Origin of the sequence: Arthrobacter sp. NPDC093139 (assembly GCF_044754165.1) — a bacterium.
GTDB lineage: Bacteria > Actinomycetota > Actinomycetes > Actinomycetales > Micrococcaceae > Arthrobacter.
The window spans coordinates 47,852-67,697 of record NZ_JBIVOO010000019.1 but is presented as its reverse complement, the minus strand read 5'-3'; the positions used below and the strand labels follow the sequence as shown (position 1 = coordinate 67,697).

At 62.0% G+C, this 19,846-nt stretch carries 17 protein-coding genes and 1 pseudogene; 6 read left to right on the top strand and 12 right to left on the bottom strand.

What is annotated here, in order from left to right:
- Positions 1 to 185 precede the first annotated feature (185 nt).
- The 9 genes from ACIP90_RS20305 to ACIP90_RS20265 all read right to left on the bottom strand — a co-directional run bounded on the left by ACIP90_RS20305 (position 186) and on the right by ACIP90_RS20265 (position 7,277).
- Positions 186 to 986, bottom strand: coding sequence for a peptidase M56 family protein (locus ACIP90_RS20305; RefSeq protein WP_400581518.1), 801 nt, complete (start codon positions 984 to 986; stop codon positions 186 to 188).
- Entirely contained in the window at positions 983 to 1,591 is a 609-nt protein-coding gene (locus ACIP90_RS20300; protein ID WP_400581516.1) for an RNA polymerase sigma factor, read from the bottom strand. Before ACIP90_RS20300 ends, ACIP90_RS20305 begins: the two co-directional genes overlap by 4 nt.
- 146 nt (positions 1,592 to 1,737) lie before the next feature.
- Positions 1,738 to 2,190 (bottom strand): hypothetical protein, encoded by a 453-nt coding sequence (locus tag ACIP90_RS20295; protein WP_400581514.1) that lies wholly within the window; start codon positions 2,188 to 2,190, stop codon positions 1,738 to 1,740.
- Complete coding sequence (locus ACIP90_RS20290) at positions 2,187 to 3,290, bottom strand: CU044_5270 family protein (RefSeq protein ID WP_400581513.1); 1,104 nt, start codon at positions 3,288 to 3,290, stop codon at positions 2,187 to 2,189. The genes ACIP90_RS20295 and ACIP90_RS20290 overlap by 4 nt, the downstream gene beginning before the upstream one ends.
- Positions 3,287 to 3,526, bottom strand: coding sequence for an RNA polymerase sigma factor (locus ACIP90_RS20285; RefSeq protein WP_400581521.1), 240 nt, complete (start codon positions 3,524 to 3,526; stop codon positions 3,287 to 3,289). The genes ACIP90_RS20290 and ACIP90_RS20285 overlap by 4 nt, the downstream gene beginning before the upstream one ends.
- A 129-nt stretch (positions 3,527 to 3,655) precedes the next feature.
- Positions 3,656 to 4,042: a hypothetical protein gene (locus tag ACIP90_RS20280; RefSeq protein WP_400581512.1), complete on the bottom strand. Its 387-nt coding sequence runs from the start codon at positions 4,040 to 4,042 to the stop codon at positions 3,656 to 3,658.
- A gap of 703 nt (positions 4,043 to 4,745) precedes the next feature.
- Positions 4,746 to 5,660 carry a peptidase M56 family protein gene (locus tag ACIP90_RS20275; RefSeq protein WP_400581511.1) on the bottom strand — a complete coding sequence of 305 codons (915 nt, stop codon included), beginning with the start codon at positions 5,658 to 5,660 and terminating at the stop codon, positions 4,746 to 4,748.
- Positions 5,661 to 5,727: 67 nt separating this feature from the next.
- The gene (locus ACIP90_RS20270) at positions 5,728 to 6,261 is read right to left on the bottom strand and encodes an RNA polymerase sigma factor (protein ID WP_400581510.1); all 534 of its coding nucleotides are present in this window, start codon (positions 6,259 to 6,261) and stop codon (positions 5,728 to 5,730) included.
- A gap of 605 nt (positions 6,262 to 6,866) precedes the next feature.
- Complete coding sequence (locus tag ACIP90_RS20265) at positions 6,867 to 7,277, bottom strand: VOC family protein (protein WP_400581509.1); 411 nt, start codon at positions 7,275 to 7,277, stop codon at positions 6,867 to 6,869.
- Positions 7,278 to 7,649: 372 nt separating this feature from the next.
- On the opposite strand from ACIP90_RS20265, the gene ACIP90_RS20260 reads away from it, so the two are divergent.
- Positions 7,650 to 8,507 carry an FG-GAP repeat domain-containing protein gene (locus ACIP90_RS20260; protein ID WP_400581508.1) on the top strand — a complete coding sequence of 286 codons (858 nt, stop codon included), beginning with the start codon at positions 7,650 to 7,652 and terminating at the stop codon, positions 8,505 to 8,507.
- 1,234 nt (positions 8,508 to 9,741) lie between these two features.
- Here the strand turns inward: ACIP90_RS20260 and ACIP90_RS20255 are convergent.
- Positions 9,742 to 10,582 (bottom strand): annotated as a pseudogene (locus tag ACIP90_RS20255) (SDR family NAD(P)-dependent oxidoreductase).
- A 333-nt stretch (positions 10,583 to 10,915) separates the two neighbouring features.
- Between ACIP90_RS20255 and ACIP90_RS20250 the strand changes: the two are divergent.
- Positions 10,916 to 11,551 carry a TetR family transcriptional regulator gene (locus ACIP90_RS20250; RefSeq protein ID WP_400581507.1) on the top strand — a complete coding sequence of 212 codons (636 nt, stop codon included), beginning with the start codon at positions 10,916 to 10,918 and terminating at the stop codon, positions 11,549 to 11,551.
- A 714-nt stretch (positions 11,552 to 12,265) separates the two neighbouring features.
- On the top strand, positions 12,266 to 12,847 hold the full coding sequence (locus ACIP90_RS20245) for a hypothetical protein (protein ID WP_400581505.1): 582 nt from the start codon (positions 12,266 to 12,268) through the stop codon (positions 12,845 to 12,847).
- 78 nt (positions 12,848 to 12,925) lie between these two features.
- On the opposite strand, the gene ACIP90_RS20240 is transcribed toward ACIP90_RS20245, so the two are convergent.
- Positions 12,926 to 13,291 (bottom strand): nuclear transport factor 2 family protein, encoded by a 366-nt coding sequence (locus ACIP90_RS20240; protein WP_400581504.1) that lies wholly within the window; start codon positions 13,289 to 13,291, stop codon positions 12,926 to 12,928.
- A 181-nt stretch (positions 13,292 to 13,472) separates the two neighbouring features.
- Here ACIP90_RS20240 and ACIP90_RS20235 point away from each other — a divergent pair, with 181 nt between their 5' ends.
- From ACIP90_RS20235 to ACIP90_RS20225, 3 genes are all read left to right on the top strand, one after another.
- A complete protein-coding gene (locus ACIP90_RS20235) occupies positions 13,473 to 14,507 on the top strand; it encodes an AAA family ATPase (protein ID WP_400581503.1) in 1,035 nt (344 codons plus the stop codon).
- 358 nt (positions 14,508 to 14,865) lie between these two features.
- Positions 14,866 to 16,170 carry an alpha/beta hydrolase-fold protein gene (locus tag ACIP90_RS20230; protein ID WP_400581502.1) on the top strand — a complete coding sequence of 435 codons (1,305 nt, stop codon included), beginning with the start codon at positions 14,866 to 14,868 and terminating at the stop codon, positions 16,168 to 16,170.
- On the top strand, positions 16,167 to 18,758 hold the full coding sequence (locus ACIP90_RS20225; protein WP_400581501.1) for a phosphatidylglycerol lysyltransferase domain-containing protein: 2,592 nt from the start codon (positions 16,167 to 16,169) through the stop codon (positions 18,756 to 18,758). Before ACIP90_RS20230 ends, ACIP90_RS20225 begins: the two co-directional genes overlap by 4 nt.
- 196 nt (positions 18,759 to 18,954) lie before the next feature.
- Here ACIP90_RS20225 and ACIP90_RS20220 read toward each other — a convergent pair whose 3' ends face one another.
- Positions 18,955 to 19,773 carry a DUF429 domain-containing protein gene (locus ACIP90_RS20220; RefSeq protein WP_400581499.1) on the bottom strand — a complete coding sequence of 273 codons (819 nt, stop codon included), beginning with the start codon at positions 19,771 to 19,773 and terminating at the stop codon, positions 18,955 to 18,957.
- Between the last annotated feature and the right edge of the window lie 73 nt (positions 19,774 to 19,846).

Sequence of the window (19,846 nt, the reverse complement as noted above, 5' to 3'; positions counted from 1 at the left end):
GTTCGCTCTCGACAAGCACCACACAACACCCGGAGGTCCTCTTATTGCTTCAAGTAAATCCCCGTGTCACCAACCTGCCGGGACAATACAGCTAGCGCTCCTCCGGCCGCCATAGACGCTGCGCGGGCGGAGCCAGTGAAGAGCTGAAGTCACGTATTGAGTGCGCCCCTTCGCAGCGCTGAGGTTTATTTTGGCGGGGCGCTCTGGGTTGGGTAGGAGGGTATTCCTCCACCGGAGCCGGCGGCCATGAAGACACCTATCTGGGTTTCCCCGTCGCTGAGATATACGGGGATTTCCCGCAGGGGGATTGGGTTGGGGTAGTTCTTGACCGCGTCCTCGGGACTGGTGGGCATGGGGCCTCCGTAGAGGTCACGGGCGTAGGCGTAGCCGGATGCGCCGTTTGTCGCCATCACGGCGATCAGGTCCGGGGTTCCTTTTTCTTGGCTTTCGACACCGTAGGTCTCGCCCTTGGCGTTGACGCCCAGCTCAGTCCGTTCCTGCTTCACATATTTTGCGGTGAGCTGCCAGCGGGCCTCGGGGTCGGTCTTGATCGTGACACTGTCCTGGCCGGGCGCGAGGCTGATGGTGTAGCCGCTCCAGCCCGTTTTGCCGTTTGCCACATCCTCTTCCGAGCAGCTGCTCGATGCACCATCGGGATACTCGAACCAGCCGGGGGTCAGACACCTAAGTTCCATCTGAATCCCCGTGGTTCCCTCTGGCGGAGTGCCCAGCTCAACGGTTGCTGTGCCGGTGTAGGTTGTGGTCACGGGCGAGGCCAACGGTGTCACCCTTTCGCCTCCAGGGATGACGAAAAGCCCTGCCGCTGCCGCTCCAATGCCAAGCAGTCCGGCGCCGGCTAGCGCAACGGAACCAAGCCATACCCTGGTACGCCTCCGTTTCGCAGCAGGTGATTCCTTAACGACCTGGGAGACGAGTTCTGCCCGCAAGGCATCACTGAACAGGTTGTCGACGTGGAGTTGATTCATGGCCGTTCCCCTTCCAAAACCGGGGTTGTAGCGATGGGCGGGTTAGTTGATGCGTCACCGTCGAGAGCGGCTCTTAGGCGCTGACGGGCCCGGTGGATCCGTGATTTCGCTGCGGCAGGGGTCAGATTCAGCACAGCGGCGGCGGCCACGATGGTGTGCTCCTCGAAAACGACCAGGGTGACCAGGTGCAGGTCCTCGGCCGTCAGGGTAGCCAGCGCTCGTGCCAGGTCCTGATCGAGAGTGTCCTGGTAAGAGCGGTAAGAATCTGCTGTTGGGTCGCTGAGGTCATCGGTTCGCGGAAGGGCGTTCAGGAGGCGTTGGTAGCGGAGTGCCGCACGGGCGCTGTTGCGGGCCACGTTCGTTGCCGTGACCAGCAACCATGGAAGGATCGATCCTTCCACGACCCGGACTTGCTTTCGCCGCCGCCAGAGCTCAAGGAAGGAGGCAGCCATGATGTCTTCAGCGTCGTGGTGGTTCCCGCACAGCCGGTACGCGTGGCGGAAGACCCTGTCACGATGCCTGTCATACAGGACCCCAAAGGCATCGCCTTGGCCCAGAAGGCTCTGGTGCCACAACGCCTCTTCACCGGTTCCTTTGTTCCCCATGCCCTTTAATGTCCGGCCAGACGCAAAAGGTTTCACTGATTCCCAACAACTTTCGCCATCTTCCGGCCTCCCACCAGCTACACCTCAGATTCTGCGAAACAGTCCCGTCGAAAGCGTGAACACCCCGCTGGCCGCCGGCTATGGTCTTACCGCGCGTCCCAGATCATCACGGTATTTCTCTCCTGCTTGACGTATCTAACGCTGAGCTGCCAGCGGCTTTGTGCCTCAGTCTTGATCGTCACGCTGTCCTGGCCTTGTTCGAGAGCCACCAGGAGGCCCGACCGGTTGCCACTGGGGCTGGAGGCGTCGGCTTCAGAGCAAATGCTCGTGGCTCCGTCGGGAAACACGAAGGATCCGGCAGTGATGCAGATAAGTTCCATCTCAAGGCCGGTCGTGCCTGATGGCTGGTCACCGAGCTGGACGGTTGCTGTACCGGTGTGGGTTTCGGCCACGGGGGAAGCGAGCGGGATAACCCGACCCTCGCCTGGGGCGGTGAACAGCACAGCCGCTGCCGCAACGGCGCCTCCCGCCAAGGCGCAGGCAGTGAGCCAGGGGCGATTCCAATGGCGGGTAATCAGTCCGTGTCCAGCCCCTGTCATGGCGCTGAGTCCACGACTGAGGTCCGTATGGACGTCCATTCGGTTGCCGTGCCTGCAGGAAAAACGTCCGTCGCTTTGAGCGCTATCTTCCGTTCACCGATCATCAGGCCGGTATCCGGATCGATGATGATGTCCTGGCGGCCGCCGCCGAAGGGCCCCTCGATGCCGATAGCGACCCCTGTCCTTCCGTCCAGGGTTGCCTGCTGCTCTGTGAGGGTTACGCCGGGAATGAGTGCTGCTGCTTCATAAAGCGCCGCGCGGAGGTCCGCGGGGACGATTCCCGTCCTGAGGGTGTCTGCAATGGTGACCACGGCTTCTATCTCTGCCGATGGGCCGGCACCCACGGTCCGGTCGTAGATGAGCTTGAGAAGCTCCTTGGGGTCCCGGGGAATGGTTGGTATTTCATCCAAGCTCATGCCGTTGATCACGTTCTGCGGCCCGCCGTAGAAAGCACCACCGTCCGCCCGGACGATCTCTGCCTTGAATCCTGGCGAGCCGCTGACCTTCTTCTCGATCTCTTTCCATGCTGCTTCTGCACTTGCGCTGAAGAACTGGGTAGGCACTCGGGCTCCCCTGTTCCAAACCCATTCCTGGCTCCGGTCCGCTGGCACGTAGACCTCACCGGTAGTCTTATCCAGCCAAGCGGCCGATGTTCCACCCTGTTGCGCCACGCCTCCGCTGCTGACGGCAGTGGTTGCGACCTTCAAGTACTGCCCGGGGCCAACCACGGGGTCACTGGTCTTGATGCTCGCCGAGGCTGCACTGTGCAGAGCCTGGGCGGCCTCGGCACTGGCACCGGAATAGCCAGGCAGAATGACGTCGGCTGTGACGATGCCGCCCACAAGCAGCACGGCAGCGGCTGCCGCCAAGACCACCCTGCGCCGGACAGGGACAGGCTGACGTCGGAGAGCCAGGCTGGAAACTCGAGCGTCACGTTTCTTCAATGCTCTGGAACCGGTACCTAAGGAGCCCTCAGTACCAGCGAAGGCGAGGGACCTCGCGCGGCTCCGTGCCAGGTCAGCTTCCGTCACTTCAGAAGCGGGGTCGATTGCGGCCAGCTCCCGACCAAGAGCATCACAAACGTTGTTTGCGGGGTTCATTTCTTTACGCCCTCTTTCTCGGCTTGGATCACGGTGCTAAGTGCCTTGCGGGCCCTATGGAGACGCATGCGGATGGCCGTGGCACTGGTGTTCAGGAGTTCTGCTATTTCTGTTGATGAAAGACCGTCCCAGTAGCTCAAGAGGAGTACTTCCCTGTCGCCAGGGGAAAGTAGGCCCAATGCTTCCTGAAGCGGTGATTCGACTGACTCCGCCGCTGCTTCCCGCTCCCTGCGCAGTATCCCGAAGAGGTTCCCTCTAGGTTTCCCCGAACGGTGCCTTTCCGCTTGAGGGGATCGGCAGGTTCGGCAGACCCACTTTGTGGAACTCGAACCAGCCGGGTGCCGTGGTTCTGCCCCAACAGAGGTTTATCGGGCCTGGGCCAGTGCAGCCTGGACTAGTGCAACTATTGCTCCGCCGGTCCAAAAAACGCCCATCAGCATAGAGGAGAATCCCATGGCCTTGGCCGTTGGCACATCGAAGAAGGTGAAGCGCTCCGGGGAGATGCCCCGGCTCTCTTTGTACGCATTGGACCAGAAGGTCGCTGCGCCATTGATATCGCGAAAGACGCAACGGCCAAAGAGAAAAGCGAAAACGCCTGCTACTCCCACACCGACGAACGCTATCCAAAAGGTGCGGGTCGCGATACCGAGCGCCAAACACGCCAGAAGCGAGACCCACATCAGCCATTCATAGCGTCTCGCCGGCTGAGGTCCCTCCATCAGCAGGCGCTTGATCAAGCGGAGTGTTCTCACGGTTCCTCCCCTCTTGTAGCCTGGCTGGGCTGTTCGAAAAGCGTAGCGGGCATTCAGCGAGATACGCCCGCTGTTAGGAAATCAATCCGGGCGACGATAGGTAGAGTTGCTGTCCGCTAAAGGTTCCGCGTATGGACGTAAGAAGCGTCGGGTCGGTCACCGGCTTGCTGGACGATATGCGGACGGGCCTCTTTCGGACGTTTTTTAGCGCCCCGGGTTCGGCTCCAGATGTCTGAACTAGGATTCAACTCATGCTCGAGCGAGACACTCGTGCTGCCTGAATGGGAAACCCTTATGGAAGCTAGTGAGCCTCAGGTGCTCGTCAAGGAGAGTCGGATTTTTCCCTCATGTAGATGTATGTCAGACCCACGATAAAGGGAAGACACCACAGCAGCGCGATGAGGGCATCCATCATGTGAAAACCAGTGATCAAGAGCGCGATAAGGAATCCCACCACGAGGCTTATGAAGCCGCCGGTAAGGGCTCTTCTAACCCTGCGACGGTTTACTGTCATCCCAAATCTCCCCGTTTGCGTTCGTGAGTGCTCTTCGTAGTGCTCCCTCGAAAGTAGTGGCTGATCGAGCTTGAAGCCATAGAGCTAGGCATTCAGGAATCATGAGAAAGCGTTGTGCATAGCGTTCCCAAACGCAATGGCGCAACCCGGTCCGCGGGCCTCTAGCACCAGAACTGTGACAATGATCCATCAGTTGGGAGGCACTGGGATAGCTGGGTATCCCGTTTCTATTGGCGACAAGCCGGGACAAGGGTATGTCTGGCCAGGACCCAGTGTCGGCGGAACTCCTAAGCATTCCACTGCCGGTTTTCCAACGATCCCAGAGTTCCCGGCCGCATAGCTGATAACGAATTCACCTACGACTGTTTTGCCGGTCACATCGTAAACGGGGATGGCGAAGTCTTTGCCGAGCCGCGCTTCCTGCCATGCGAGGGCTTCTTCGGGGCTTTTGAAGGTCTTGATCGCTGCGGTTCCGTTGGCGTCCTCGAGCTGGGTCCGGTAGACGTAGCCTCTTGTCCCGTTGGTCGCAATGACGGCGACCATGTTGGGACTTCCGTTCTCGTTTTGTGCGCCGTAGGTGTCCCCGTCGGCGTTAACCGCCCAGTCGGTGATCTCGGTGTTGACGTACTGGGCGCTGAGTTTCCAGCTGGCCTTGGGGCTGGTCGTGATTGTGATGCTTTCCTCCCCTGGCGTGAGAGGAATCGTGTAGCCGGTCCAGTCCTGAGGTGCGCCCACGTCGTCTTGATCGCAGGTTGTGCTGGCGCCGCGCCCGTATTCAAAGGTGCCAGGGCTTAGGCAGGTGAGTTGGATTTCGATGCCCGTGGTGTCTTCAGGGGCAGGACCGAGCCGCAGTGTTGCCGTTCCGGTGTGCGTCTCTGTCACCGGAGATGCCAGGGGCGTCACCCGAGGGGATCCCGGCGTGACGAATAAACCGGCCGCAGTCGCGCCCACACCGCCCAAAAGCCCGAGACCAGCGAAGACAGCAGTGCCAGCCCAAAGCCGGGTGTGCTTCCGTCTGCGGGATGGCGCTGCCTTCTGAACCCGTGAGACAAGTTCTGCCTCCAGTGCTTTGCTGAACCGGTCATCGACCCGAAGCTCGTTCATGACCGTTCTCCTTCCAAAACCGTGGTCGTTGGGGTGGGGACAGGATGTGTGCTGGTGAGGGCGGATTTCATGCGCTGGCGTCCCGGTGCAGCCGGGTCTTGGCCGACCCGGGCGTCAGGTTAAGAACGGCTGCTGCGGCGGAGATGTTGTAGTCCTCGAAAACCACCAGGCTCACCAGATGCAGATCCTCGGCGTTCAAAGCCCCTAGTGCCCGGGCGAGATCCTTATCCAGCGCCCCCTGATAGCCGAGGAGGAGGTCCTCGCCGGTGGGGTCGGAAGTTTCCTCTCTTCGTGGGAGGGAGTCCAGGAGGCGGCGGTAGCGTAGCGCCGCCCGAGCGCTGTTCCGTGCGGTGTTCGTCGTCGTGACCAGCAACCAGGGAAGGATGGATCCTTCCACGATTCGCACCTTTGTCCGGCGTCTCCACAGTTCAAGAAAAGCCGTGGCCATGATGTCCTCGGCATCCTGCCGGTCCCCAGAAAGCCGGTAGGCATGGCGGAAGATCCTGTCTCGGTGCCGGGTATACAAAACTCTGAAGGCCTCGCCGTCGCCCTTGATGCTGCGAAACCACAGCTCCCCGTCCTCGGATTCAACGTTCCCCATGCCCTGTATTGTCCGCGACCACCCAAAAGGTTACATATGTGGGAAAAAGTTTTTGGGAAACGCTGAAGTTGTCCCGTAGAGGGTTCGCTGATTGAAAGAAGGAAGCGTGCGGGTATGTCCGCCCGTTTTACGGACCGGATTGAGCTGCCGGCGGCCTTGCAATCGCTACAGGGAGAGCCGCTCCCATCCGACGTCCTTGTCGGTTCGGGGCTGACCCAGCCGATGCTAGGAATCACTCTCCCGTTTAGGTCTACGCTTACTTATCAGCTGCTCCCGGTATTCATCAGTATCTCGTGCTGTTTCATTGCCCTTTATATAAGACCAAGCCGAAATAGCCGACAAAAGAACGGAGCAAACGACGACTGCGATAGCTTCAGCGGGACCAAACAAATACCTAACCACTATGCCGGCCGCTATCACGACTGCCACCCCTGTCCAGATAATTCTTCGAGACATCGGTGGTCCTTCTTCCGGCGGGGAGTAAATACAACTCTGCTCCGAGGTCCTCACAAGTACAACCTTTAGCCGAGTCGTTCACGCAACAAAGCCCACAGAGGGTTCCTTCGGCGATCCTTTACCGGGCGCGCCGAAAACTCATCCTCGCTTCAGGCTACGAAAATGCAGAACGGATGGCCGGCCGGATCGGCGTAGACGTACAACGGCTCGTTCAAGTCATCCGTACGATCAAGACGAAGCTCAGCCCCTAATGCCAGCGCCCTATGATGTTGATGCTGGAGTGTTTCCCGGTCAGGAACGGTCAGATCGAGGTGCATCTGCATCGGCACATCAGGCAAGGGCCATGTAGTCCGCTTCAGGTGATCAACCTGCTGGAAAGCGAGTTTGCGGTTGCCTTGCGCATCGGTGAGAACCAGCCAATCAAGATCGTCGCGTATGCCCTCAACTGGCTCGTCTCCTGGCCGGTACTGGAGTCCGAGAAGCTGGCGGTAGAACTCCGCCAGTCCTCCCGCATCAGTAGTGTCTAGGACCGTCTGGAGTATCTGAGGGAAAGCGGTCATGGGCCGAGTCTAACCATTAGGGTTCGACGAGCGTTCCCCCTTACGGGCACTGTTGCGACACGGGGCAACCAAAAAAAGCGCCGCCGCATAGCGATCAAATCCACAAGTTCAGAATGTGATTTTCACTGCTCGACGGGCGGTCTCCAACATGCGAATGTCGAGGGCCGCGTTCTTGGTTCCGGAGCACCGAACGCGCCTCTTCGGGTCCACGGTTCACGACAGACGCCCGGAACTTTTCACGGAAATACCGGTTCGGTTACAAAGTGTTCGGACGCACAGAAATGCTTTCTACATTCAATGGAAAAAGGGTAGCCTCCGTGGAAACACATCCAGTGTTTCCACGAGCAATATTGGGGAAGGCTCAGCATCCACGTGAAAAAGACCATTCGTACCCGAGCAGGGCTGGCGGCCATCGCTGCCGCCCTGTGCGCCTCCAGCTTCAGCGCACCTGCCCAGGCAGCAGACTTGCCGCATACCAGCTGGAACTTCTCCATTGACTCAACAGCCAATGTGGTTGCCTACGATCAGCGCGGCACCCTCTGGTCCTATGCCTGGATGACTCCGGGCGTGACGCCGCAACGGCGCGCTATTGGGCCGGCTGGAGCCCCGATCCCGACGGCCTTTTTCGTGACCAACTGGAACTCTGACGCGGAAGGTGTTCCGGACCTGGTTGTGCAGAACCAGGACGGCACCCTGACATATCGTGAAGGAACCGCCACCGGCGGATTCAAGGACCGCATCATCGGCGTTGGCTGGCGGAACTATGAGATCACCGTGGGCACGTGGAAGAAAACGGATAAGTACCCGTCCATCATCGCTAGGAATAACGCCACCGGTGAGCTATTCCACTACGGCAACCCGTCCGGCAAGGGCCTGTCAGCACGGGTGAAGATCGGCACCGGCTGGAACGGGATATCCTTCAACCTGCTGGACTGGGACAAGGACGGCAACACCGACGTCGTTGCCAAGAACTCCTCCGGCTACCTGAAGCTGTACCGCACCAACGGCGCTGGCTCATTTACTGCAGAGAAGCGCGCAACCATCGGCAACGGATGGAACACCATGAGCTCCATTCGCGCTGTCTCCGGGCTCCACGGCAGCGGCACAGTCGGCCTGAGAGCACGCGACTCGGCCGGCGTCCTTCACTACTACCAAGCGAACAAGAGCGCCTGGGCTACCCGGGAGACATACACCGGCGGGTGGAATACCTACACTATCGCCGGGAACTGACACCTGCACCAGGTCTGCACGATTACAGCTGACCGGGTGCCTGTCCTCTCTGCAATACTGAATCGGTGGCCGGATCAGAGTCTGCTCCGGCCACCACCATGATCCGCCCCTGCAAATTGACACTCATCCGAGGCCAATAGTGTCTGCCGAGAACAGCCTTTCGCACCGCATAAAGGGTCGATGTCGCGAACCTGTCTAAGGAGCGCACACCTGCGATTTACCGCTGACAGAACAACGCCAAGTACCGCCGCGATTCACAGGATCTGGAACTACGCAGCCGGCGGGGCAGGTGGTTTGGAGGGGCTAGCCAGGAAGGCACCAAGTCGCCTACCGACATCCTCCGTCATCCAGAATGAAACCCGTTGCTGACCGTCCGCGGCCTCAATGTTCAATTCCACCGCGAAGCCGAGCTCGTCCCCTATAGTCGGGCTGACACCGAGGCCAATCAGCCGGTTGCGGTCCGGGAGATCCGCTCCCGTGAGAAGACTGATTCCTGTGGACTCTCGGACACCGTTTCAGGTGGCAAGCCCGTGCCACCATGGACCATCCAATGAGCACCGCCCTCCAAGACCGCCTTGTGTCCGGCACAGACAGGCACTTCCAGGTTGGAGCCGGGCATGAGCTTGAAGACACTGGTTGGGGTCTCGGGGCAGCGCAGCACAGAGCATGTGGTCATGCTGGCGATGCTACCGAAGGGAGGGGCTATCTGAGGTCAGTATCTCCTCCATGGAGGAGGCAATTCGGCAAAGTGGACACCCAGGTTGCCGCGGGTTGCCCCGTGCAGGGTTCCCGTATGGAGGCAAGAATCCTCGGGTCGGCCACCCCCTTATGCGATGGGCTGCTGGGTGGTTTGTCCTAACGGGACGTTTGCCTCGAGTCAGACTGGATTGGAGGCCCTCCAGCACGGTGCTGCAGCAGTCGCGGGAGGTGTCCCTCTGGGGCCGCTCTTCTAAGCATGATGACCTTGGAATCCTCAACATGGCCAACACTAGCCGTGAGATCCTCGGACCGGGCCTGACTCGAGCATCGCCGGTATCAGCGGCAGCTACGCATCCGTTTTCATCGTCGCGACCGCTATCGCCGCCCTCTTCACCCTCCGGATCGCCCCCATCCGATTCGTCCGCTGAAACACCGCGCAACGACGTCGTCCTCGTCCAGGCGCTAACGCTGCTGGACCGGGGGTGACGTTCTCCGCGCAAAGCGTTCTCGAGGTCAAATGCAGCGCGGAGACGCTCTAGTTCTTTGCCGTGGTCAGACCGACCATTTCGGCGCTCTTATCCCACAGGCCGGCCGCCAGTCCGGCGTCACTAGCCTGAGGGTTGGTCTTTGCGGCCTTCTTCTTCTCGTAGTACTCCCCGGAGACCCATTCGCGCCCAGGGGCCCCTTCAGCGAGCCAGACAAGAGACTCGGCGCCCTTCCCCGGGCTGATGAGGCCCATGAGGCGACCTAGTGGGGTCTGGTATACGAAGCGCATCCCGCTGGTCGTATTGGACGCGAAGTTCGTCCTGACATTGCCCGGGTGGAACGCGGCAGCTGAAACACCTGCACGGGCGTAGCGGTTGTTCAGCTCCTTCGCGAAAAGGATGTTGGCCAGTTTCGCGTCGCCGTAGGCCTTGTTCGGCGAGAACTTCTTCTCGTTGTTGAGGTCGTTCAGGTCGATGTTCCCGAACACACGGGCACCCACACTTGATGTGTTCACGATCGACGCCCGGCTGGCGACCAAGGTATCCATGAGGAGATTGGTGAGTAGGAAGGGGGCGAGGTGGTTGATCTGGAGTGTCTTCTCGAAGCCGTCTTCAGTCCGAGAGGGATCACCGAAGATGCCTCCGGCATTGTTCGCCAGGACATCGATTCGGGGGTACGCGTCGGTCAGTGCTATCGCGAGAGCGCGCACGTCCGAGCTTGGCGAAGTCCGCCAGGAAGTGATCTGTCTTGAGCTCGCGCGCGAGAGCGGCAGTCTTTTCGGGTGAGCGGCCGACGAGCACGACCGTGTGGCCATGAGCGGCGAGCTCTCGGGCCGCTGCAGCACCGATTCCATCGCTGGCACCGGTCAGCACGACGACTTTGTTCCGCATGATGTGTCTCCTTCTAGGAATGAGGCGAAATGTCTTGGTCAGAGCAAAGGGGGGAATCCGGGGCTACTACAGCAGCGCGGCGGTCTCCGGTGTGTGGCGAACGGTTCGCAGAGCGCCTGCCCATAGCTCGCCCGCCCGGAGCGAACGGGGCCCAGGCGTTGAGAGCGATGTCTGTTCAGCCATGACGACGCGAACGGCCTTCTGCTGAGGTGACGAACCAAACCTTGCTCATGATGCTCCTTCAGAACCAGACGCCCCTCTGACGCGATAAAGCAACTATATGCCCTCCTTGACACTCGGTGTCAATACCGCGTCTTGGGATACGATGGGTGGATGAGCGATACGAACCCGGTTCCTATCAGAGAGCGCACACGCCGTCTCGCACAGACCGAACTGACGGCTGTGGCGCAGGACCTGTTCGCCGCGCAGGGCTACGACAACACCACCGTCGACCAGATCGCCGCGGCCGCGGGAATGTCCAAACGCACCTTCTTCCGTTACTTCCCTTCCAAAGACGACCTCGTCATCGGCAAGTACGATCTCTTCGCAGACCGCATGGCAGAAGCTCTCGATGCCCGCCCCAAGAACGAGCCAGTCTGGGAATCTCTGCGCCGCATGTTCGACATCACCCTCGACTACGTTCAGGACGAGCATCAGCGCGCCCGGAGCGAGGCGATGGATGAGATCGTCAGGAGCACACCCCAGCTCTATGCCCGCTACCTGGAGAAGATGCAACGCGTGCAGGAGCTCCTCATCGGGCGCATCGCCGTGCGCCTCAATGACGACGAACACGACCCATCGGACCCCAGACCGGCCGCCATTGTGGGCGCGGCCTTCGCCTGCATGCAGGCGGCCCGCCATGCGTGGTTCGCCTCTGACCGCAGCGAAGCGTTCGGGAGCTACCTCGACGACGCGATGGCGACTCTCAAGATCGACCGCGCCAGCCGAATAACGGCCATCGCCACGTAGACCGACGAACGGGGAGTCGACTGATCCGCTGCCGCTGCCGTGAGGACCGCCACCGTCCATTCGCGGCTGGACTCTGCTCCAGCCGGTACGTGTCAGGTGAGTTTGCGGATCTCCGCACACCAAAAACCGTGCCGTAGAGGGTTCCGCGTATGGACGAAAGAAGCGAAGGGTCAGCCACCGGCTTGCGGGGCTTTATGCGGGCTGCCCTCTTTCGGGACGATCGACCGTTCCGAACCGGAACTTTGGGAGGGCCGCGGTCAACGCTATGACTCCATCAGCTACTGCCACTTGGTCGTCGGCGGGCCCCCGTTTGAAGTTGATTTGGGTTAGCAGTCGACCGGGATGCTTTTCAAAACTATGCTCGAGCCAAGAAAACCAGAGGATCCCAGAAGGAGCGGGCTCGTTAAAATACTTGTCCTAGCCAGTGCCGTATTCTTCAACTCACGCTAGAGCACTCAGGAACAGGAATCAGCATATTCGGGGAAAAGAAACGCGTGCGTTGAGGGTTGCTCTTTTACAACAACCGAAGCCGTCAAACTGAACGGTGAAAACCACCATTCTGAAATGACAGTCACACGAGTCCCCCCAAAACGGCTCTGCTTGTCCGGCGTCTTCGGCCTGTCTCCAAAGGCTGCACCTTTCTGAGGCGCCTCCGGCACTTACTCGCCGAGGTTTGCCCTGTTCAGGCACGAACTGACTGTGTAACACTTCAGCATGAACGATCCAAGAAGCCGGATTCTGCCACTTCTTCGCCAGGGCGAACGGCTCCTATGGGTTGGTCAACCCGACCCCAGAGTTCGCTTTACAGGAGCTGATGCGTTTCTCGTCCCTTTCAGCATCCTCTGGGGTGGATTTGCGGTCGTATGGGAAATTATGGCCATCACTAGATCCGAGTCGCCGTTGTTCGTTATTTGGGGAATTCCATTCGTACTGTTGGGCCTCTACCTTATTTTCGGCCGTTTCATTGTCAAAAAACGGCGAAAGGTCACCACAGCCTATGGGCTCACAGACAGTCGGGCGATCGTTTGCGCAGGGAACAGGTCAGTTGCTGATACCCCCGTCAGGGCTATCCCTACCAAGGTGGACAGGTCTAAGGATGGCCAACATGTGAGTGTGACTTTCGGGTATCCGGGCGCCATGGGCATGTTCGGCATGTATCAGAACACGGGGTTGGACTTCTTCAGCCTGGGCATGGGACAGAATGTAGCTTTTTTTGACGTCCCAGACGCCCACGGCCTGCTGAGCGCTTTAAACCAGGCCCAGGGCGGACGAGGTGCAGCCGATTCATCCAGCTAGAGCATGCGGCGGGGCTGCCGTCCCGGCAGAGGTTTCCCCAAACGCAACCGCGCAACCCGACCCGCACGCCCCGGGAAGCTAGAGGCGCGGACCTGCATGTCCGGCAGCGAGTAGCCATCTGCCACCTTCATGGACCCAGACCTGAGTCATGGGCATACGGTAGCGGCTCCTGCCGGCCATCGTTGATACGTCGTCTGTAACGATGCAGGTAAGAACGGCGGTGGCACCAAACATCGTGATACTGGGCTGTTCGAGAGTTTGACCATGCCAGGTGCTCTGGCCCTCTAGGTTGGATCGAAGGTAGGCATCGCGGTCGAACTGGTCTCCCTTGTGTGAGATCCAGCAGAACTTCGGATGTAGTAAGCGACCCAAAGATTCACCGTCACGCCGCTTTAGGGCGTCGGCTCGTTCTAAGGCAGCATCTAGCACGTCCTGAGTGAGCATTTACCGAGTGTGTCAGTGATTGGCCGCTCTGGGAACTTCCAGCGGCCTACTGCCCCTCGACTCGCCATCACGGCGTTCCATCGTCCCGCTTGGGGTTCCGGCTGCTACTACGACCAAGAGGGAGTTGATACTGGTGACGCCAACCCCATCCCGGTCGGGAATCGAGTACTACAGTGGATGCATGGCTGCCAGCCGCAATCCGCTCGACGACCTGCGCGAAACAATCGGCCATCTGACCGATCAGCTCAAGCTGCACGGTTCGGAGCGCGTCGACGACCTGGTCGGCGATCTCATCGGTGCGAGGCCCGGGCCGACCCGACCGCTGTCCGAGGTGCAGGCCGAGCTCGACGCGCTGGTCGGACTGGAGACCGTGAAGGAACAGGTGCGGGCGCTCGTCGCACTGCTCCAGGTTCAGGCCCGCCGTAAGGCGCACGGCCTGCCGGAGGTGGCCACATCACAGCATCTGGTGTTCCTCGGGAACCCGGGCACGGGCAAGACCACCGTGGCGCGGCTCCTGGCCGAGATGTACCGCGCGGTCGGACTGCTGCAGAAAGGCCACCTGGTCGAGGTCGACCGTTCGGGCCTGGTGGGGCAGTACGTCGGCCAGACCGCCATCAAGACGGACAGGGTGATCCGGCGTGCGCTGGACGGCGTCCTGTTCATCGACGAGGCGTACGCGCTGGCCCCGGAGGACGGCCGGATGGACTTCGGCCCCGAGGCGATCGAGGTCCTGCTCAAGCGGATGGAGGACCACCGCCACCGCCTGGTCGTGATCGTGGCCGGGTACCCGCGGCTGATGGAGTCCTTCTTGCTCTCGAACCCCGGACTGCGCTCCCGGTTCGCCCGCGAGATCACGTTCCCCGACTACTCCGTGGACGCACTCCAGACGATCTTCCACCAGATGCTGGCCCAGCACGAGTACACGCTGGAGCCGGGTGCGGACCAGATGCTGCGCCGCATCCTCACCGGGCTCCACGCCGGCGAGGACTCCGGCAACGCACGGTTCGCCCGCACGCTGTTCGAGCAGGCGCTCAACCGCCAGGCGCTGCGGCTGTCGCTCGACGAGGAACAAAGTCTCGACGCGCTCGATCGTGAGGCCGTCATGACGCTGACCGCGGACGACATCGTCAAGGCCGCGCTGGCCTTGGGCGAGGAGCCGGAGCCGGAACCAGCGCCGGAACCGGAGCGGTCACGCTGGTGGCGCTGGCTGGTCTGACCGGATCTGTGGCGGCTGTCAGGCGATTGCCGTCCGCCCCTGAATAGAGGTTTGCCAGGAGGGCAAGATCAGCTGCTACGGACTCCTTCGCCGTTACCTTACTTGCGTTCTTGATGTGATGCTTTCCTGCCGGGTCGGGTCTTGCCCAGATCGGAAGGTTGCATACGTGCCGAGGGGCCGCACCTCTGCCGCGGCACTCCGGACGTTACGGACTGCAGCTCCCTGTCGGCTCCCAGCATTCTGGTAGGCATTCACCAGCCTGCTTCGCTACAAAGGTCGCAGAGAAGCGCACGCCAGCACGAACCGGCTTTCGGTCCAGGCTTGCATGGGGAACGTCGTCGGGAAATGAGGAGCTGCCGTGGGATTCTGGAAACCCGTCCTGGATATGGGGGTGACCGGCCCGCGCTTCCTGCTTGCGTGGACCATCGTGAGCTCGGTCCTGCTTGCCTACCTCCTGCTCAAACGACGGCGGGCGCGCTGGTTCGCAGCGGCCGCAACCGCTTTGGCGGCCGGAACCTCAGCAGGGCTCGGCGTGCTGTGGTACTGCGTGTTCGTCGACAACACCTTTGGCGGACCGCTGGTGCCCGAGGTCTGGTTCTGGGCCCCCGCGGCGTTCGCCGGGACAGCCCTGGCCATCGCAAACCTCCGCGGCGGACGCTGGTGGCGGAGCCTGCTCGCGGGCCTGTCGATACCGGTATTCCTGGCAACGGCCGTCTTCCAGGTCAATGCGGCCTACGGGCTGAACCCGAGCCTTGGTTCCTTACTGGACATCAACACAGCGAATACGGTCCGGATCCCGCTCCGCTCCACCTGGCAGAAAGCTTCGGCAGAACCGCTCTACCGGACCTGGACGGCTCCGGCCGACATGCCCCAAACAGGGCTCAGGGGCAAGACGCCCGTGCCGATCCCGGCCACGCACTCCGGGTTCCAGGCGCGCTGGTCCGGCCTCTACCTGCCGCCGGCGGCCCTGGTGAAACATCCGCCGCTCCTGCCTTTCGTGATCATGATGATGGGCCAGCCAGGAAGTCCCACCCCCATTGGCATCGGCACCGTGGCTGACGCCATGGCCCGGAAGAACCATGGCCTCGCTCCGATAGTCCTGGTTGTGGACCAGCTCGGCGACCCCACCCAGGATCCGCTGTGCCTGGACGGGCCGAAGGGCAAAGTGGAAAGCTACGTCACCCAGGACGTCCTGCCCTGGGCCCGGAAAAACCTGCCGATCATGCAGGACCGCAGGCATTGGACCTTCCTTGGCTACTCAAACGGCGGGACGTGCGCCAGCTACTTCGCCGCCAAATATCCCCAGGACTTCGGAAACTTCATTTCCATCTCCGGGGAAGAATTCCAAGGGGCGGATAAGGCCGCGCTGACCCTGGCTGGGTTCTTCAACGGAGACGCGAAAGCCTACAACGCCGTCAAGCCCGGGAACATCATGCTGGCACATGGGCATTACATGGACACGGACGCGGTGTACACGGCGGGCAGCCGCGACCCCGGGTACACCGCGGCCGCCAAACGCTCCGCGGCAACGGCGGCGCAGGTAGGCATCCGGACCAGCCTCTACAGCGTTCCCGGGGCCGGCCATGTAGGCGAGGCATTCTATGGCGGGGCGGCCGAAGCCTTCCGTCTCCTGTATCCGCGCTGGGGCTTGTCTCCTTCATGAGCGGAAAACTGCGAAACACCAAGGAACGCCTGACCGGGTTCTTCAGGCGCATCCCCTTTGCGTTCCTCATGGCGGCCGTTTTCCTCGCAGCGGCCGTCTTCAGCGGAACACTTTCCGGAACACTGGCCGGCCACCCTGTGTCCAGCAACTCTGCATCCGGCGCGGATGCCGGCCGGCTGTGGGGCCAGGGCGTGGATGCCACCTTCCTGGGAGGCCGGTGGTGGACACTGTTCACGGCGCTCGTGGTGCCGCAGGATGCCACGGCAACCCTGCTGGCGGTGGCCGGGGCAATCCTCCTCCTCGGCCTGGCGGAACGGGTCCTCGGAACGCGGAAGGCGGGTCTCGCCTTCCTGGCCACCGGGCTTGTTGGCGGCTTCCTGGGCATCCTGCTGCAATGGCTGGGGACGCTCGCCTGGGAATGGTGGTCCACGGCCGCTTCCTCGGCCGCCACGGTGGATCCGCTCACCGGCGTCCTGGGGGCCATTTCAACGGCCACCGGCAGCATGGGCCTGCTTTGGCGGCGCAGGCTCAGGGTGGTCCTGCTGACGTTCGTGCTGATCTTCGTCCTCTATTCGGGCGACCCCGAGGATTTCTACCGGCTCCTGGCGGTGTTGGCAGGGTTCCCCCTCGGCGCACTGCTGCGGGCCAGGAAGCGTCCGCTCAAAGCACCCCTGAGTTCGCACCGGGAGACGCGCACTCTGGTGGCCGCCGTCGTACTGGTCACGGCAGTGGGTCCGCTGGTGGCCTTCCTGGGCAGCACCGATCTGACGCCCTTCGCGTTCGGCTCCTACTTGTTCATGGATGATCCCGTGGACTCGGGAACGCTTGCCGCGGCCTGCCGGGGCGGGCTCCCGATGTCCAGGCTGTGCATCCACCAACTGGCCCGGATCGGTTCGCAGGGGCCCGGAACAATGCTGCTCGCGTTCGTGCCCGTGGTGCTGCTGGGCGTGGCGGCGTGGGGGCTGTACCGGGGCAGGCGCTTTGGCTGGTGGCTGGCCGTGGGCGTCAATACGGTGATCCTGTTGGCGACGCCCGGATCCTTCGGGGTGATGCGGCTCAGCGTGCAGGCGGGATCCGCTGTACACCGCCCGTTCAACAGCCAGGAACTGCTCATCTGGATGATCACGGCCGCCCTGGTTCCTGCCGGCTCCGTGATCATGCTCCTGCTCCAGCGCAGGCACTTCGGGATCCGCGTCCCCCAGCCCGACCTCCGCCGCTTCGTCCTGGTGGTGGTGTCCGCCTTCCTGGTCCTGGCGGCTGCCTGCACCGTCACCGCACTTCGGGCCCTGAAGTCCATCGCCCCGCGGGTTGCTGCCGCCCGGGTGTTCCTCGAGGCGCCGCGCCGCTTCGTTCCGCCGCATTTCCTGGGCGGCACCGGGCACCTGCTCCTGCCGCGGCACACGGCGGTGAGCTGGGCTTATCAGTGGGCCGGACCAGCGTTCTGGACGGTTTTCCTCCTCGCCGCCCTTTGGTTGCTTTCGCGCTCACCCCGCGTCGCGTCAGTGCACGACGTCGGGAAGTTCCGTACGCTGCTTCGCCGCCACGGCGGCGGCTCGCTGGGGCATATGACCACCTGGGAGGGCAATACGCCGTGGTTCACGTATGACGGCTCCGGGGCCCTGGCGTACCGGGTGGTCAACGGGCAGGCGATTGTACTCGGCGATCCCATCTGCGCCCGCCACCGGGCGGGCCGGACCATCCGGGAATTCCTGGTTTTCTGCGACAAACACAACTGGTCTCCGGTCTTCTACTCTTTCCATTCCGCTTTGCTGCCTATCTTCAATGAACTCGGCTGGCGCTACCTGCCGGTGGGGGAGGAAACGGTCATCCACACAGCGGGATTCACCATGAAGGGAAGACAGTGGCAGAACGTCCGGACCGCCCTGAACAAGGCTGCCCGGGAGGGCCGCACCGCGGTATGGACCTCCTGGGCCGAACTGCCGTTCGCCGCAACCGCTGAGATCACGGCGATCTCCGAATCCTGGGCCGCCGAAAACAAGCTGCCGGAAATGGGGTTCACGCTTGGCGGCCTGGACGAACTCAAAGATCCGGACGTCCGCCTGATGCTCGCAGTCGCCCATGACGGAAGCATCGAAGCCGTGACGTCCTGGATGCCAGTCCACGAGGACGGGGCAGTGGTCGCCTGGACCCTGGACTTCATGCGCCGCGCTCCTGGCTCGGACAATGGGGTGATGGAGTTCCTCATCGCCTCGACGGCGCTGCATCTGCAGCAGGAGGGCGTGCGGTTCCTGAGCCTGTCCGGCGCGCCGCTGGCTACTAAGCCGGGATCCGGTGCCGGCAGTACAGAAGGGCGCGCTACTGGAATCGCGGCCTTCCTCGCCTGGCTTTCGAGGACCCTCGAGCCCGCCTACGGCTTTGGTTCCCTGTTCCGTTTCAAGGCCAAGTTCCACCCGGAGTACAGCACCCTGTTCATGGCCCTCCCGGATATCGCGGCCCTGCCGACCGTCGGGGTCGCGTTGGCGCGCGCCTACCTCCCGGATGTTTCAACCCGGCAAAGCATGACCCTCGCCCGGAACCTCGGCCGCCTCAAAAAGGCCGGGCGCGCCCTGCCTGCCTGTCGGCCATAGAACGACCACCTTTAGCAACGAGTCACTATGTCGATGGGCCGGGTCGCTATGTACGGATGCGGGGTGAGCTGGCTGGCGTAGCTCCGATTGCCAGCTTCATTAGGGGAGAGGGCGCGGCGAAAGCGCCCCGCTCGGCTGAAAGAAGTAGCCGAGATTGGGGCCAGGCTGGGTTGCGTTTCACGGGGGTTGCGTGCGGTTACGGCAATCCGTTCCATCTTCGGCCCGTCGCGGGGTTTATCCGGTGATCAGGGCCAGGCATGAATTGTGATCGCCGTCCTGCTGGCGTTCCGCCGCATCCGCAGAGACAGGGTGCACGCTTCTCGTCGGCTGGAAACGGGGGGCGCGCAGCACGGCTCACGCTCCGAACGGCCGGAGCTGCAGGAGTACGTAGGTAACGTGCACGCAGCTCCTGCACGGGAAGAAGCATCGCATCAGTCCCTTCGCCCACCCAAGAATGCCGCCCTACCAGGGCGATGAGTCCCGTAACCGCTCCCAGCGCCGCGTCTACCTGGTCAGCGCCGATCAGCACCCGCTCATCGACTCCTTGCTCCGCTAACAGCTGCCGGCGGATTGGGACCTTCTCGGCAAACTCCCCGATCCGTCCGTTCAGCGCAACCGCAGAGGCATGGGGGAAGTACCCGGCCGCTTTCCCGCGAACGTCGCCGCCGGTATATCGAGGGTACATGTGGGCGAGGGCTGCATAGACCCTGAACCCGTCCTGCATCCAACGGTGGAACGGACGGGCGCGGTCTGCCGATGGAGTGGCGTAGAGGTTGATCCCTCGTCGGGCCAAGTCCAGCTCGGCGGGGCGACGGGTGCCCGGCTCCGCCCATTGTGAGGGCGAATCGATACAGACGACATCAGGCGCGAGCGTCTTCACGATCCGTGTGAGTTCGTCGAGATCGCGAAGGTGCTGGACGGCGTGGCGGATCCGGCGGGAGGCGTCCAAGGCAACAAGGTCGAGCCCCTTGCCGTCGAGGAGCCCAACGTCGATGCCGACGGCCACCGTCATCATTCTCAGGATTCTCATCGCCGGCGACACCCAGGTCAAGGTCAACCCAACTGTAATTCTGGAGCCCCCTGGACGC